General features: G+C 65.3%; 18 protein-coding genes. 3 read left to right on the top strand and 15 right to left on the bottom strand.

The features are described 5' to 3' along the window. Positions 1-33: 33 nt before the first annotated feature. The 5 genes from Q8M13_RS07665 to Q8M13_RS07645 are packed head-to-tail and all read right to left on the bottom strand — an operon-like array spanning position 34 to position 7351. Positions 34-627: a hypothetical protein gene (locus Q8M13_RS07665; RefSeq protein WP_305299191.1), complete on the bottom strand. Its 594-nt coding sequence runs from the start codon at positions 625-627 to the stop codon at positions 34-36. 9 nt (positions 628-636) lie between these two features. Further along, complete coding sequence (locus Q8M13_RS07660; RefSeq protein ID WP_305299190.1) at positions 637-1230, bottom strand: hypothetical protein; 594 nt, start codon at positions 1228-1230, stop codon at positions 637-639. 15 nt (positions 1231-1245) lie between these two features. Next, positions 1246-2124, bottom strand: coding sequence for a hypothetical protein (locus tag Q8M13_RS07655; RefSeq protein ID WP_305299189.1), 879 nt, complete (start codon positions 2122-2124; stop codon positions 1246-1248). Positions 2125-2126: 2 nt separating this feature from the next. Then, the gene (locus Q8M13_RS07650) at positions 2127-3191 is read right to left on the bottom strand and encodes a hypothetical protein (protein WP_305299188.1); all 1065 of its coding nucleotides are present in this window, start codon (positions 3189-3191) and stop codon (positions 2127-2129) included. Continuing rightward, positions 3191-7351, bottom strand: a complete 4161-nt coding sequence (locus tag Q8M13_RS07645) for a phage tail length tape measure family protein (protein WP_305299187.1) — start codon at positions 7349-7351, stop codon at positions 3191-3193. The genes Q8M13_RS07650 and Q8M13_RS07645 overlap by 1 nt, the downstream gene beginning before the upstream one ends. A 52-nt stretch (positions 7352-7403) precedes the next feature. Here Q8M13_RS07645 and Q8M13_RS07640 point away from each other — a divergent pair, with 52 nt between their 5' ends. Together Q8M13_RS07640 and Q8M13_RS07635 are read left to right on the top strand one after the other, a co-directional pair. Continuing rightward, complete coding sequence (locus tag Q8M13_RS07640; protein WP_305299186.1) at positions 7404-7664, top strand: hypothetical protein; 261 nt, start codon at positions 7404-7406, stop codon at positions 7662-7664. A gap of 143 nt (positions 7665-7807) precedes the next feature. Continuing rightward, entirely contained in the window at positions 7808-7972 is a 165-nt protein-coding gene (locus Q8M13_RS07635; protein WP_305299185.1) for a hypothetical protein, read from the top strand. A 62-nt stretch (positions 7973-8034) separates the two neighbouring features. On the opposite strand, the gene Q8M13_RS07630 is transcribed toward Q8M13_RS07635, so the two are convergent. The 5 genes from Q8M13_RS07630 to Q8M13_RS07610 form a co-directional block, all read right to left on the bottom strand. After that, positions 8035-8505, bottom strand: coding sequence for a hypothetical protein (locus Q8M13_RS07630; RefSeq protein WP_305299184.1), 471 nt, complete (start codon positions 8503-8505; stop codon positions 8035-8037). 77 nt (positions 8506-8582) lie between these two features. Then, on the bottom strand, positions 8583-9044 hold the full coding sequence (locus Q8M13_RS07625) for a hypothetical protein (RefSeq protein ID WP_305299183.1): 462 nt from the start codon (positions 9042-9044) through the stop codon (positions 8583-8585). 83 nt (positions 9045-9127) lie between these two features. Continuing rightward, on the bottom strand, positions 9128-9400 hold the full coding sequence (locus Q8M13_RS07620) for a hypothetical protein (protein WP_305299182.1): 273 nt from the start codon (positions 9398-9400) through the stop codon (positions 9128-9130). 40 nt (positions 9401-9440) lie between these two features. Beyond that, on the bottom strand, positions 9441-9842 hold the full coding sequence (locus Q8M13_RS07615) for a phage tail terminator-like protein (RefSeq protein WP_305299181.1): 402 nt from the start codon (positions 9840-9842) through the stop codon (positions 9441-9443). Next, positions 9839-10264: a hypothetical protein gene (locus Q8M13_RS07610; protein ID WP_305299180.1), complete on the bottom strand. Its 426-nt coding sequence runs from the start codon at positions 10262-10264 to the stop codon at positions 9839-9841. Before Q8M13_RS07610 ends, Q8M13_RS07615 begins: the two co-directional genes overlap by 4 nt. A gap of 33 nt (positions 10265-10297) precedes the next feature. Between Q8M13_RS07610 and Q8M13_RS07605 the strand changes: the two genes are divergently transcribed. Continuing rightward, positions 10298-10492 carry a hypothetical protein gene (locus Q8M13_RS07605; protein WP_305299179.1) on the top strand — a complete coding sequence of 65 codons (195 nt, stop codon included), beginning with the start codon at positions 10298-10300 and terminating at the stop codon, positions 10490-10492. Here Q8M13_RS07605 and Q8M13_RS07600 read toward each other — a convergent pair. Genes Q8M13_RS07600 through Q8M13_RS07580 form a run of 5 tightly spaced genes read right to left on the bottom strand, consistent with a single transcriptional unit; the run spans position 10467 to position 13203 of the window. After that, on the bottom strand, positions 10467-10856 hold the full coding sequence (locus Q8M13_RS07600; protein ID WP_305299178.1) for a hypothetical protein: 390 nt from the start codon (positions 10854-10856) through the stop codon (positions 10467-10469). The genes Q8M13_RS07605 and Q8M13_RS07600 overlap by 26 nt on opposite strands. After that, entirely contained in the window at positions 10849-11271 is a 423-nt protein-coding gene (locus tag Q8M13_RS07595; RefSeq protein ID WP_305299177.1) for a hypothetical protein, read from the bottom strand. The genes Q8M13_RS07600 and Q8M13_RS07595 overlap by 8 nt, the downstream gene beginning before the upstream one ends. A 4-nt stretch (positions 11272-11275) precedes the next feature. After that, the gene (locus Q8M13_RS07590) at positions 11276-11617 is read right to left on the bottom strand and encodes a hypothetical protein (protein WP_305299176.1); all 342 of its coding nucleotides are present in this window, start codon (positions 11615-11617) and stop codon (positions 11276-11278) included. Positions 11618-11671: 54 nt separating this feature from the next. Beyond that, on the bottom strand, positions 11672-12733 hold the full coding sequence (locus tag Q8M13_RS07585) for a major capsid protein (protein WP_305299175.1): 1062 nt from the start codon (positions 12731-12733) through the stop codon (positions 11672-11674). A gap of 14 nt (positions 12734-12747) precedes the next feature. Further along, complete coding sequence (locus Q8M13_RS07580) at positions 12748-13203, bottom strand: hypothetical protein (RefSeq protein WP_305299174.1); 456 nt, start codon at positions 13201-13203, stop codon at positions 12748-12750. Between the last annotated feature and the right edge of the window lies 1 nt (position 13204).

Raw genomic sequence — 13204 nt, 5'->3', positions numbered from 1 at the left:
GTCATGGCGAAGTCTCCGGTGCGATGAGGTGGTTTAGGCGGGCCAGCCGTCAGCGGTGGAGGCGATGAAGGCGGAAAGCCCATCGGCGTCGTCAGGCAGCCCGGCCTCGATGGCGTCGGACGCGGCGCGAACGTCCTTGATCCAGGCAGCGGCCGAGAGCATGGCCTCGCGCTCCGCCGTTTCGTCCGCGGTCAACTCACGGTCCAAGCGGATATCGACCAGCTCAGTCGCCCGCATGTTCATGTTGGCCTGCTTCCACGTCGGGAAGCGCTCAAGGATACGGCGACCAGCTTCGGCCTTCACGTCTGCGATCCGCGTCGCGCGCAGACCCTCGACCTCATCGGATGACAAGGGTTCAGTGCGCCAAGCGCGGATTGGAACGCCCCCGTCGTCCCCAATGTCTGGGCCCAGCACCCGAACGCCCGCCGGCGCGTCGATGTGGGTGATCAACGCGACATCCCGTTCAGCCAAGTCGGCGGGATCGAGGGTATCGGCCCACTCGGATCGGAACTGAACAGGACGCCAATCGCCATTCTGCGCTCGATAGCCCTTGGGCAGCAGGTCGCCATCGGCGAGGGCCGCCCATGCATCATCGCTGCGCAGGGCGTAGCGCGTAGCCTCCATCATGGGGCGCTCCTAGAAAGTCAGTTCGAGAATGTTGGCGGACGTGGAGCCGTTGCTGCTCCCCTGCGTCGGAATGCTGGCCCCGTTGGTGTAGGTCGCGGGCGAGAGATTGTGCGCAGCGGAGAGGTACGAAGCCGGGTTTCCAGCCCCCTGAAGGTAGCCGAGCATGGTGTAGCCGGGCTGACTAATCAGCGGCTGGGCCGTCGCGCCGGTCGCCGCGCCGCCGTAGATGAATCCGGCGCTAAACTGGGATTTTGTGAAGCCGGCGAGCGTCGGGCCAACGCCCGCCGCCGTGCCAGACGTTCGAATCGAACCCGTGCTGGGACCGCGAACTACAAGCCACCACGCCGCGGTGCTTGCCGTGCCCCCAGCGGTGATCTCCTGCTGCGTTAAGATCTTCAGGAAAAAGCGGGAAGCGGCGCCGGCCACTGGCGTGATCGCAACGCCGTTCAGGGAAACTGTCGAGCTCAGACTGTGTCCAAAGGCGACAAAGAGATCGCCCGACTTCGCGCCCGAACCGGCCAGCGAAACCGCGCCCCCGCCGAAGGCTACGGACCCGCTTCCAATCAGGAGAGCCGTGGTGATCCGCCCGGCCTTCAGCGCCAACCCGTGCAACATCGGTCAGGCCTGCATGTTCGGGATGTAGACGGCCTCGATATTGGAGGCGTCGTGGACATAGTAGGAGATGACGAACACCAGCCCGTTTGTGCTGGCGGTGACCGGCGGTCCAAACGAGAACTTCCACACCGTCGAGAACGCCAGTGGCCCGGCTCCCGCCTGAACCACGAAACGGATACGCCCCGACTGCCCAGGCTTGAAGTTGGTGGGCGCACCGACCGTCTTCCCCGTCCCGGCTATGGTCGTGTGGAAGCTCCAGCCAGCGTTGCCGTCGAAGGTGAAAGTCCCAGCCGCCCCCGGCTCAATGAAAGGCTGGGACTCCGTGGCGCCATAGAGGCTTGTCGGTGCGAGGCTTGCCGCTTGGTTCGCCGTCCAGACCTCAATCGCTGTAGCCGCCGCCCCGAAGAACGCCGCATCTATGATCTGCCACGAGCTGAAGTTTCCCGAGCCAAAGGCGCCCGACGAGACGACCGTGACCGCGAAAGCTGAGGATGAGGTGACGCTGCTGATCGTCCCGAACATCCGGATCGTCGGATCAGAGTTCTGAAGGATGACGACGCGCTTATTCAGGACCGCCAGCTTGGGCTTGGCCTCTAGCAAGCTGACGGGTTTGACTCCAGCGCCGACGACCAACGGCGCGCTGCTGCGTCCCACCAGACCAGCGGCGTCTACTGCGACAAGAGCCGCAGCCTCGATCTCAACGGCGCGCTCGAAAACCTCAGTGGCATTGTTGAAGGTCACGAGCCCCGCGGCGTTCATGCCTTCAATGGACTCCGGAAGCTCAGTCCATGCTTGGTCGGCGCGGGCTTCGAAGTTATCCGGGTCGGTAGACAGTGGGACTGGCGTTGTAATTTCGGGGATGGGCGCCGGCGCGATGGGCAAGGTCAGGCCTCCTCAACGTCTAGATCAATCCGCGCGTCTGGATGCCCGGGAGTGAGTTCAAAGCGCCTCCACACGCCGACGCGCTGGAGGCTGCTGAAGTAAGGGTTCTTGGCGTCCCGCAAGCCGCCCCAGAAGGCGGGCGTGGCCTTGGTGTCGGTCCGCAGCGCACGAATCTCGGGGACGCGCTCGGCTTCCGCGAAACAGGTGGCGCTCAGGATTGGGATCACCCGACCGGGGATGAACGAAGTCGCCGAGCCCTCGATATTTCGGCCGAAGCGCGAGTAATTGTCTGCTCCGTCGCTCGGCTGTTCCTCGACATCACCAATGAAGACGGCACGGTTGATGAAGAGGGCGCCGACCGTCACCTCCCCTCCCGCACGGAAGAAGGTGATCGTGACCTCGGCGCTGCTCACCAGCGGCAAGTCCAGCACCATCGAGGCGTCGCGGAACGTGAAGCCCTTCGTAAGCCAGTCGCGCCACGACCGAACGACGCGAGTGCTCAGGCTCTCCGAATGGGTCCAGATCTCCTCGCCCGCCTGCTTCATGGAGATCGTGAAGCTGTCCGCCATGACGCTGGCCAGGCCTACGGCGTCGATCCGACGACCAGGAGTAATCGTGTAGGAGAGCGGCGATGGGGCTGTCGTGCCGGTGCTGCTGTTGAGGTCCAGCGCCCGCCATCGGTTCGTGGGGCCGAGCTCTAGCCACTTCGTATCGTCGGTCAGCAGGGCGGTGTTGGCGGCGACAAGGCTTTCGTATTCGAGGTGCGCGACCGGGTCGATGACGTGAGCGCCGAGGGCATAGCTGCCGGGGACGAAGGTCCCATAGGTGGTTCCCAGATGGCGCCACCAAGCAGGCGATGACGCGGGTGGGTGGCCGGCGTTCGGAGCCTGCAGCGAGCGATAGACGTCGAAGCGGTTCAAGGTGCCAGCGATGCTGACCTCAGCGTCCAAGCCGTAGGTCGTTCCGTTCACGTAGATAGCCGGCGCGACCTCGGGAACGCTGGTCACCGTGAGCATCGTTTCGGCGACAGTAGTCCGGCTCTCGCCGAGGGGCTGGATCACATACATCAGGCAACCGCCACGACGACCGGATCGTCAGGAGATTGGCCGCGTACATACGCGCCGTTGAACTCTTGGCGCTTGCCCCGGTCGTCCATGCTCTTGGTGTTCCCCGCAGTCTTGGCCGCTTCCTTGCGAAGGGCGGCGACCTCTTCACGGAGGGAGCGAAGCTCAGCCACGACCTCGGAGTTATCCCCGCCGAGCATCTGGGCGGTCTGGCGTGCGGAGAAGATCCGGCTCGGGCCAGTGGCCTCAAGTTCCGGCCCCTCCTCCCCGACGAGGCGCAGGCCGCCCGTGTGGTCGCCGCCGCGCGCGAAGGCGGTGTAGGTGCGCCCTTCAGCCTGGCCGTAGCGCTCCCAATGATACTGGGCGAACTGTTCCTTGGTTCGGCCGGCAGCCATCCCTGACCCGCTGGCGTACAGAGCGGCGAGGTCGGCGTTCTTGTCGACGTAGCCCGTGAGGCCAACAGCCTGAGAGCCCTGCCCCGACGCACCTTCGGACGGCTTGGACGCCTGGGCTGCCGCCAACGCGCCGAGCGCGCCCTGGAGGTTGTTCACCGCCTGCACGACGGAAAGCACCGACGAGTTGATGGCGATCAGCGCGCCGACCTGGGCGTCAAGCCGCACCAGTTCCTCGGCTGCGAGCGCGGCTTCCTGCTCGGCGGTCAGGAGGCCTCGGATGGCCTCATCGATCGTCAGCAGATTATCGTTTGCGCCCAGCAGCGGGCTCATCAGGTTGTCGAGCGCCAGAAGCTGCTTCTCGGCCGCCGTCAGTTGGGTCTGCGCGGTCTTGGCGGCCTCGTCCGTACGCCGGCGCACGGCGGCCAGATCGCGCTGGAAGTCGAGTTCTGTGGCGCTAGCCGACTGAGAGGCCTCGGCGAAGGCCCGGCCGCGCTCCACGAAGTTGTCGTTGGTCGCGCTGGCGAACTGCCGCTGGGCGTAGCGGTACTGACGGCTCGGGTCGTTCGCCACTGCCATCATGTCGAGTTCCTTGCGGAAGTCGGCGAAGGTCTCGACCAGCGAGCGAACGCTGGAGATCGTGCCCTCGATGGCGCCGCGCTCGCGCTGATAGGCATCGCGCAGGCGGTCACGAGCGGTCTCGACGCTAGCGATCACCGCGTTCAATCGGTCCTTCTCGGCCTCATAGGCGGCGCGGAGATCGTCTTGCGCCTTTGAAACCGCGTCCTTGGCCAGATCGACGGCCTTGACCCAATCTTCCAGGGCGTGGACGTACTCAGCCAGCGCGCGGCTCGCGCCCTTGAGCGTCGCGAGTTCGGCTTCGCGGCGCTTGGTCAAGGCGCCGATCTCATCCCCCGACAGTTCGAGGATGCGAAGCTGCAGCTCAGCCTGACGGTTCGCCTCTTCCAGGGCGGCGGCACGCGCGTTCTCCATGTCGCGTGCCTCCTGCTCCAGCTTGGCGCGCTTCTTCGCCTTCTGGTCGCCAAGGATGCCGCTGAGCAGGCCAAACCCGGCTACGGCGATGCCGATAGGGCCGGCCAGGCCTGCAATCGCGGTGCCTATGGTGCCGAAGCTGCCCGCCATTCCAGCAGCCGCGCCGGCGGCGGAGAAGCCGGACCCGACAGCGCCGAGGACCGATCCCGCCTTGCCGCCCACCGCGCCGCCTGCCGCAGAGAACAGCGAGCCAGTCGCCGACATTCGCTCAGCGCCCGTCTTGGCGCTGGTGAAGGCGACAATCGCCTGATCGACGGCCTTGATAAGCGACGTGAAGACTCGGCCCCAGTCATGCTCGCGAATGGCGTCGCCAATGTCCTCGATTGCTCGAGCGGCCTCGTCCGTCGCGCGGCCGAGCGCCTCCAATCGAAGCGCATCTTGTTCGGTGGCGTGGATGCCGCCGAGACGATCGAGGATGGCTTGCGCGATCTCCTTTTGGGCGTCCGTTGCCGTCTGCGAAGCGACCAACTGCTCAAGCGCTTCGCGTTCGAGCGTCTGCTCCAGCTTCAGCCGGTCGCGGGCGATCTGTTGGCGCTCATATTCGAACCTAGCGACCCGGTCCTGGCCATCCAGTATCCGGATCTGCAATTCGACGTCGGCCTGAAGGATGCTGAACGCCTCCCGCGCCTTGGCTTCCGCCGCCGCCTCAGTGATCGCTTGCTCCCGGTAGGCCGCAGCCCGCGCATTGATGCTCCGGACGATCTCGACCTGAGCAAGTAGCTCGGCCTTCTTGGCGTCAGTCAGGCCCTTATCGTCAGCGATGTTCGCGGCTTGGCGGTCCAGTTGGGCGGCCTTCACCGCTTCCTGAGCGCGGGCAATCTGGCGCTCCAGATCCGCTCGCGCCTCAACCTCTCGGGTAACGCCGAGCCGGGCTTGGAGCTCGTCAGCCAGCGCCGCCTGGATCATGCCCTCGATCTGGGCGGTTCGCTCCTGCGACTGGTCACGGGGCGCAGCGGCGCCCTTTGGTCCCGCCTTGGCGTCGCCTGCTTCCTTGAGGATGCGCTCTTTGGCGTTCTTCACAGCCTGGGCAGCGATCTTGCTGAAGGTGCTGTCAACGGCGGCCCCGCCCTTGGCGAAGCCATCTGCATAGGCCTTCGCCGCCGCCTCCCCCGCATTTCGCATCGCGCCCTCGTTGGCGTTTGCGATCTCGGGGAGGTCAATGTGCGACAGTGGGGCGAGCGTCCCTGGCATGCCTGCCATCTGGGCGAGCGTGTTCAGGACCGGATTCAGGCGGTTCAGCGCGTCAATCGCGCCATTGACCATGGTCTCCACGGCGCGGATGGCGAAGTTGGCCGCCGACACGACGGCATCGCCAATGGCGGCCGGCAGCATGCCCCAGGTCGCGCGTATCGCCTCGTAGCCGCCGACGAAGAAGCCGACGATCGCTTTGATCTCTTTGACAGTGTCGTCGATCAGCTGATCGTACCAAGTCTTGATCGCGCGGCCGACCTGCTCGATCTGAGGCCCGAAGGCGTCCCAGATGGCCTGGCCGGCGACTTGGAAGGTCGCCTTGATGGTGTCGCCCATCGTGACGCTGTCGTTCTTGACCTTCTCCATCTGCTCAGCGGTCAAGCCGAGGCCTTTGGCGATGTCCTTGTTGCCCTCGTTGATCTGCTGTGTGGCGATGGCAAAGGCTCCGCCGATTGCCGCCGTCACCAGCAGCAGCGGGCCGAACTTCGACACGACCCCGCCCGCCGCGCCGCCGAGCTGTCCGAGCACATTGGTGAGCGTGACGCCGCGGCCGGCCGCCTGGCCATAGATGCCGCCGATCTGCGCGCCTTGCTGAATGGCGACCAGCCAGAGCGCTTGGCCAGATGCGAGAGAGACGCCGATATCGGCAAATTGAGAGCCTAGGTTAGCCATCTCGTGGCCGGCGAGCTTCGCGCCCTTCGCGGTGGCGCCGTGCAGCCCGTTCACTGTGTTCTGCTGCCGCGCCGCCTCCGCCATCTTGGCGTCGAGCACGGAAACGGCCCGCGCATAGTCCGAAGCTGAGATCGCTCCAGCCTTGTAGAGGGCCGTAGCCTCCTGCATTTCGGCGTTGAGACGCGATTGCGCCGCCCGCGCCGGGTCGATGGAGGCCATCAGACGGTCAATTCGACTCTCCAGGGCGCCGACTGCCGCAGCTTCGGCTTTCATGGTCGCAATCAGATTGCTTGCGCGAAGTTCGGCGTTCCGGCCTGCCAGCGCCGCCTCAACCTTGGCCCAGGCCAGCGCCTCGTCATTGGCAGCCTTCGCCGCCTCCAACGCCTGCTTTGCGGCCATATCGACCCGGAATGCAGCATTGCGCTTCTCAAGAGCCGACTCGACTTTGCCCCAGGCCGCAGCCTCCTGAGCAGCGGCCTTCGCAGCCTGCGTAGCCGACTGCGCCGCGAGTTCGCCTCGATACGCCGCGTTGCGCTTTTCGAGAGCCGCTTCGACCTTCGCCCAAGCCGCCGCCTCGCGATCAGCGGCACGGGTGGCCGCGAGTTCCGCTTGGCGGGTCGCCCTCTCTACGGCCCCCTGTGAGGTAGCATGTTCCGTGGCGGCCTTGGTGGCGCGCTGCGCGCCGGCTGCGACCTTATCCAGCCCAATCCCCGCCTGCTCGGTCGCGGTCTTGATACGCCGTGCGCTGGCGTCGACCTGCGCGCCGACGTTTTCGAGGTCTTCCAGGTTCTTTCGAGCCGTGACTGCTTGGGTGCTGTCAATCTCAAAAACCAGGGAGGCGACATCGATAGACATGCGTGCGCCTCCCTGGCGATATGCTAAGGTTTCCGCCCACTTGGAGCGACGAATGGACGTTGATGACGAATGGACCGGGGTGGACGAAATCAGCGCTTCGCTGATCGCTCACCAGGCGCTGGTCCACGCTCTTTTCACGACGCTTCAGGAGCGCGGGCTGCTCAGCCCTGAGGACGTGGATCAGATCTATTTCGACGCCGCCGGCGCCCTAGAGAGAGCCGAGCCGCATGCGCCGCGGGCGATCAGACGCGCCCGGGCGATCTTCGATCAGACATCGCGCAATCTGGCGCGGGTGCCAGTTAAGGGCGCCTAGGCCGGGCTGGCTTGCGCAGCCCTCTTCGGCGACGGCCGCTTCGGATCTCTCGCCGCATCCAACTCGCTCAAGTATGCCGATGACAGCCTGCGAAGGGTCTCGGCCTCCCACGCGGTGAGCACCGTCCCCGTGAGGTTCGACCAGTGGCCGATCTCGGTGAACGTGAGCGTCTCGCCGGCCGCAGCCGGCCCGAGCGCGAACAGATAGTCGACGAGGTGTTCACCAGCGTCGATAGCCGGCAGCGCGAGGTCAGGAACGTCGGCGCCCAGGTTGGCCTTGTTCTGAAAAGTGGTGAGACGGGAAACTGACGCCTTCTTGTCGGCCCTCTCTGGCGTGGCCTGAAGCCACGCCCGGTGGCGAACGTGAAGCTCTAGCTGCTTTGCGCAGCCTTCGTAAAACGTCCCCAGTCCCCCGCCTGGTTGTTCACCTGATCAGTGATCCAACCCATCTTCCGGTCCAGATAGAGCGCGCGGAAGGTGTCGCGGGCGTCGGTCGGCAAGCCCTTGTAAGTGAAGTTGTTGAGCGAGACCGTGATCGTGGACAGGAAGGCCGCGGCATCGGCCGCTTCTTCGTCCGCCGTGGTCTCGACTCGGCCGCCGCTGGCGCGAGCGCGCTTCATGTTGCGGTTCGACTGCGCTGATTTGGCGGCCTTAAATTGCTTCGAGCCGGGCCCGTAGACAGTCACGCTCATCGGCACACCGCCGACGTTGGTGGTCTCGCCATCCTCGTTGGTCACTTCCGTCCCGCCGACGAGGATCGGCTCCTTCGTCTTGGGATGCTCGAGGACCACGTCGAAGGTGTCAGCGACCTCGATCGCGGAGATGTCGAAAAGCTCAGTCATGGCGGTGCTTTCTGAAAAAGCAGGACGGCGCGACCGTCCCGTGAAGTTGTCGGGGGAAGTAGTTGTTCTGGCTGCGCTTAGGTGGGCAGCACGGTGATCAACGACCCGGACTTGATCTCCAGGTTGAAGGTCGTGCCGGTGACCGTGTCGGCACCGCCGACATTGGTCGGCGCGCTGGTAACCTGGGCCAGGAAGTACTTGATCGTGCCGTCCTGCAGCGTCTCACGGAACGAATAGAAGTCGTCGTCGTCGAGCGCGGTCGCGACCAGGGCTTGGCCAGGATCGCCGGGGGCATAGGCTGCCTGGACGGTCTTCGCGCCGTCATTGAAGCTGCCCTTGAGCTTCACCACGCCTCGGCTCTTGAGCGGCTGGTGATTGACGATGTTGTAGGTGCGACCGGTGGCACCCTGGTCAGTGACTTCTTCGATATCGATCCAAGTCAGCGCGGCAAACCCGACCGCGTTGGGGGTGGCCGGCAGGGCGGCAGAAATCGCCAGCTCAGAACCAGCAGACGTGAAGGCTTCAGTAGCTCCCGGCATGGTGTCGCTCCTTGTGCGGGGTGGGGATCACGTCGGGTGAAGCCCGACGTTGGGACGCACCGTGGCCGGTGGCGTTGGTTGGATCAGGCTTCGGGGTCGGCGGCGGCCGGGGTCGCCTTCCCGGCAGGGACAGTCTTGGGGGCGGCGCGCTTCTTCGCGGCTGCCTTTGGCGCGGCCTTGGGCTTGCCGTTGACCTCGGTGACCTTCAGGTGGCCCCGCACAAAGACAGCCTGTTTCACGTCGGCGTCGAACTCGCCGCTTTCGCCAGGCGCAAGCCGCGCGATGAACAGGTTGCCGTCAGGCCGCCGGGCGTTGAACCGGCGCGTGGTGTCGCCCGTGTTTTTCACGGTGTGCATGGTGTCGTCCTCAGTGAAGCGGGCGCGGGGCCCGGGGGGCTCAGCGGTCGGAGAACCTGACCCTGATGATCGTGACGTCCCGGTCGCCCTGAGGCGTGCCGCGGGTGATGACCGGCTTGCGCATGATCTTCACCGTCGCCCCACCGCCCAGGATCTTGAGGTTCCGGGGGAAGAGCGCGCGGATCTCTTCGGCTCGCGCCCACGCCTCGCCGATGCCTTCGGCCGGTAGCAGCGGGTACATGAGCCGGACCTGGAAGACGCCGCGGCCGTGATCGCTGCCGGCCAGCGTGATGGCCTCGGCCTCTGAGAAGACGGTCGTAGCCTCCTGATATGGAACGCCGGGGGTCGGCGTGAAGCTGCGCTTCTCAAACACCGTCTGGGCCGCCCAGCCGAGGCTAAGCAGGCGCGTCTGCAACAGCCCGCGCATCACCTGATCGCTCATGACGAATGTCTCCGAGCTATGGTGGCGGCCATCGGCGAGAACTCACCGGCCGCCCACATGATGCCGATGGGCGCCTGGGACGAGTGAGCGTCCTCGATGGCCCCAGCGTGCGGCGCGTTGTTGGTGAGGTAGACCTTTTGACCAGCATGCTCAGGCAGTTGGTCCAGATCGTTCACGGCGCGGATGTCGGTTCGCTCCGTCGTCGCCCGCGAAGGCGCGCCAACAGAGAAGAACCAGGACGATTGAAGATTGCCGGGCCGGTAGTCGGCAGGCGGCGGAGATTTCCAGAGCTCGGGATTGCCGAACGGCGTCCACTCGGTGGTCAGGCGGTCGGCGAACTCCAGGACCGTCTCGCGCACGACCGTGTCTACCGTTCCCATCGCTTTGGCCGCGTGGGAGCGGATGCCGAGAGCAAGACCCATGTGCTACCTTCAGCTTGGATTGGAGGTGAGCTCATGGTGACAAAGCGCGAAGTCCGGGCTCACGAGTTCGAACTTCACCGTAAGTCGATGCAAAGCATGACCACGGACGAGCTCGTCGATGGCGTCCGTAAGAGCAGCTTCCGCGGCGGCCTGATGACCGCCGCTAAGGAAGTCCTCAGAGAACGGGGCGTCACCGTCGGACCTACCCCCGACGAAGCTGAAGCTTAAACAGTACCGGCACGCCCGCCGGCGCGACGGTGTCGACGTGCTTGATCGCCCACGGGCCATCGAGCTTGGTCAGCGTGTCCCGGTCGGCGACGGGCGCCGAGATCGGCGAACCATCGGTCTTCAGGGGCGAGAGCATGAACTGAACATCGCCCTGCTGGATCACCGTCCCGTCGATGGAGCGAGCGCTGTATGACTTTTGGCTACCCGAGCCGTGCTGGACGATAGGCGCCGAGCCGCCGATCACTGTGTCGGTCATCGGATCATAGGCCCCGTCGATGGCCGGCGTGGCGATGGTCACCTCTTGGCCGACCTCCCCTAGCCCCCCGTTGACCTCAGCGGCGATGGCCGCCCAGTCCTCAGCCACCGACCGCCCTCAGCATGAAGCCCGGGACGTCGCGGTCGATGAGGAACGGCGCGAACATGGCGTCGATCAAAGTGGAGGTCGGCGCGGCGGCGAAGGACTTCGAAGCGTCCCCGACGACGGTCCATTTGATGCCCTCGACCTGGGTCAGCACCTTCTGTTCGCCAGGCGTGTAGGTCCGAGAGAAGAAGCCCGGCGTCGCCAACTCCAGCGAGGCGGCGACGTAGGTAGCCGGCTCCACGACCTCGAGGGTTTCATCAAGGCCGGGGAGCAGGTTGGCGACGTAGCGATATCGAACGTGGTCCGATGCGCGGAGCAGAGCAGCCTGAGCGTCGACGTCTGGGGCGCTGGTCGGAGCGCTATCGCCCCGCGCCAGCGCGTAAGCTCGCCAACCCTCCAGGCTGCCATACCCCGCCATTGGATCAGTCCTCGCCCGAGACCATTTCGACCTTCTCGTCGTCGGTCAGGGTGTTGAAGGCTTCGGCGTCGTCCTTGCGGAGCTTCTTGCCGAACGTAGCGCCAGTGGCGTCGGTCACGGCCCACCAGCCGCCGCCCTGGTCCTTCGCTTCAAGCGGAAGGACGGGCTGAGGAGCGTCAGCCGGATTGATGACGGCGACCTTCTCGTCGTCGGTCGCATCGCCTGACAGGATCGTGTACCGGCCAGCCCAGCCCGTGGGCTCCTCAGTCAGCGTGACTTCCGTCCCGATGGGGACCTCCCGGCCCTCCCCGTCAAAGATACCGGCGGCGGTGATTTTGATCTTCATGTTCGCCCTCCTCAGGCGTGAGGACGGCCCCGCCCGAAGGCGAGGCCTCCAGGCTTAGTTGACGATGACGGAGGCGAAGACGCCGGACTTGCCGTTGTAGTCGGCGCGTTCTTCCAGCCCGAGGGCGCCCATCACCAGGAATTGGTAGTTGTCCGTCGGGTTCGGGCGCGCCATGGCGGTCGTGTTCATGGCCATGCCAACCAGCGGGCGGATGTATTCCGAGCTGGGAACGAAGCCGAAGAACTCGTTGCCGGTCAGCTTGTAGGTGACCTCGATCTTGTTGATCCGGCGGTTCTTCTTGAGGAAGTCGAAGACCGTCCCCTCCTTGAAGCCGGCCGAGCCGGAATAGGTCTTGTCCCAGGCCCGGGCGATGTCGGGCGAGATGTAGAGGTTCACCTTCCCAACGATCAGATTGGCGTCAAGCATGGCGCCGAGGGTTTGGCTGAAGAACACGTCCAGGGCATCGGCGGTGGCCGTGGTGAGGTTGATGTTCGCCCCCCCAGCGCCCGAACCCAGATTGACCAGCTTGGTCAGCGGGTTGTTGCGGATGCCGTAGCCCTTGTAGCCCTTCACCGAGAGCTTGATATCGCCGTTCAGGACATAGTCGGCCTGGTCACGGCGCAGGGCGGCGGTGTGGGCTTCCTGGTCGTCCAACAGAGCGTCGAAGTTCTCGCTCTGCAACGTGTTCCACTCGCGCCATTCCCGGCCATAGGCGGTCGAGAAGATCGGCACCGGCGCGCCACGGTAGTCGTAGACCACCTTGTCCATGCCGACCGGCACTTGGCCCGACATAGAGCGGACCACCTTGCCGGCGTCCGAAGACACGCGGGTCATGTGGACGAGCTTGCCGATGTTCACCGGCTTGGCCAGCGCCATCAGGTCGCGCATGTAGACCTCGCCCTCGTCGTCACGCATGACGCGGCGGGTGATGCCGTCCATTTCGAGCCAAGCATCACGCGGAAGGATCGAAGCGGCGTTGGCGACGCCCATTTCGGCTATCAAGGCCGCGTGGGAGGTCTCGCTGCGGTGGAAGTGCTCGCGGTTGACCGACAACTCACCCCACCAGTTGCGGTGCTCGGAGTGGTTGGCGACGAGGGTTTCGTCGAAATAGCGCATGCTCTGAGCCCTCCTTAAGAGGCCGGGGTCAGGTAGCCCTTCGCCGCGCGGACGCGGACGAGCTGGGTCGCACCTGAAGTGTTGTTGAGGGCCTCCTCGGCGAAGGCGATGACCTGCTTGGAGCCGACGGCCGAGAGCGCCACGGTGCCGTTGGCGCCGGGAACTAGAGCGGCATCGAGCGCCACATTCACGCCAGTAGCGACGCGGACGTTGAAGAACTGCTCGTCGAGCAGCTCCATCCCGATGACCACGTCGTCGATCGCATAGGCGGTATCGACGCCTTCCAGGGCGAGATAGTTCTCCTGGGCGACGTAGAGCTTGCCGACCGTAGTCGCGCCGGCGGGCGTGAACTTGCCGGACGAGACCACAATCAACTGGCCAGGCGTGATGGCGGCGGCGGCAGGAAGCTCGCGGACCTGCGGGGTGACCTCAGTCACCGGGCCGGCGTAGATCTTGTTGTACCGGGCCATG

Source organism: Phenylobacterium sp. (assembly GCF_030681155.1).
Lineage (GTDB): Bacteria > Pseudomonadota > Alphaproteobacteria > Caulobacterales > Caulobacteraceae > Phenylobacterium.
Note: the sequence above shows the minus strand (reverse complement) of the source record. Positions and strands in the feature narration are given on the sequence as shown.

Excerpts from the sequence above, each read along its gene's own strand:
- Q8M13_RS07665 (WP_305299191.1), bottom strand. The coding sequence starts at position 627 with ATGATGGAGGCTACGCGCTACGCCCTGCGCAGCGATGATGCATGGGCG.
- Q8M13_RS07650 (WP_305299188.1), bottom strand. The coding sequence starts at position 3,191 with ATGTATGTGATCCAGCCCCTCGGCGAGAGCCGGACTACTGTCGCCGAA.
- Q8M13_RS07645 (WP_305299187.1), bottom strand. The coding sequence starts at position 7,351 with ATGTCTATCGATGTCGCCTCCCTGGTTTTTGAGATTGACAGCACCCAA.
- Q8M13_RS07640 (WP_305299186.1), top strand. The coding sequence starts at position 7,404 with ATGGACGTTGATGACGAATGGACCGGGGTGGACGAAATCAGCGCTTCG.
- Q8M13_RS07630 (WP_305299184.1), bottom strand. The coding sequence starts at position 8,505 with ATGACTGAGCTTTTCGACATCTCCGCGATCGAGGTCGCTGACACCTTC.
- Q8M13_RS07625 (WP_305299183.1), bottom strand. The coding sequence starts at position 9,044 with ATGCCGGGAGCTACTGAAGCCTTCACGTCTGCTGGTTCTGAGCTGGCG.
- Q8M13_RS07620 (WP_305299182.1), bottom strand. The coding sequence starts at position 9,400 with ATGCACACCGTGAAAAACACGGGCGACACCACGCGCCGGTTCAACGCC.
- Q8M13_RS07615 (WP_305299181.1), bottom strand. The coding sequence starts at position 9,842 with ATGAGCGATCAGGTGATGCGCGGGCTGTTGCAGACGCGCCTGCTTAGC.
- Q8M13_RS07610 (WP_305299180.1), bottom strand. The coding sequence starts at position 10,264 with ATGGGTCTTGCTCTCGGCATCCGCTCCCACGCGGCCAAAGCGATGGGA.
- Q8M13_RS07605 (WP_305299179.1), top strand. The coding sequence starts at position 10,298 with ATGGTGACAAAGCGCGAAGTCCGGGCTCACGAGTTCGAACTTCACCGT.
- Q8M13_RS07595 (WP_305299177.1), bottom strand. The coding sequence starts at position 11,271 with ATGGCGGGGTATGGCAGCCTGGAGGGTTGGCGAGCTTACGCGCTGGCG.
- Q8M13_RS07590 (WP_305299176.1), bottom strand. The coding sequence starts at position 11,617 with ATGAAGATCAAAATCACCGCCGCCGGTATCTTTGACGGGGAGGGCCGG.
- Q8M13_RS07585 (WP_305299175.1), bottom strand. The coding sequence starts at position 12,733 with ATGCGCTATTTCGACGAAACCCTCGTCGCCAACCACTCCGAGCACCGC.
- Q8M13_RS07580 (WP_305299174.1), bottom strand. The coding sequence starts at position 13,203 with ATGGCCCGGTACAACAAGATCTACGCCGGCCCGGTGACTGAGGTCACC.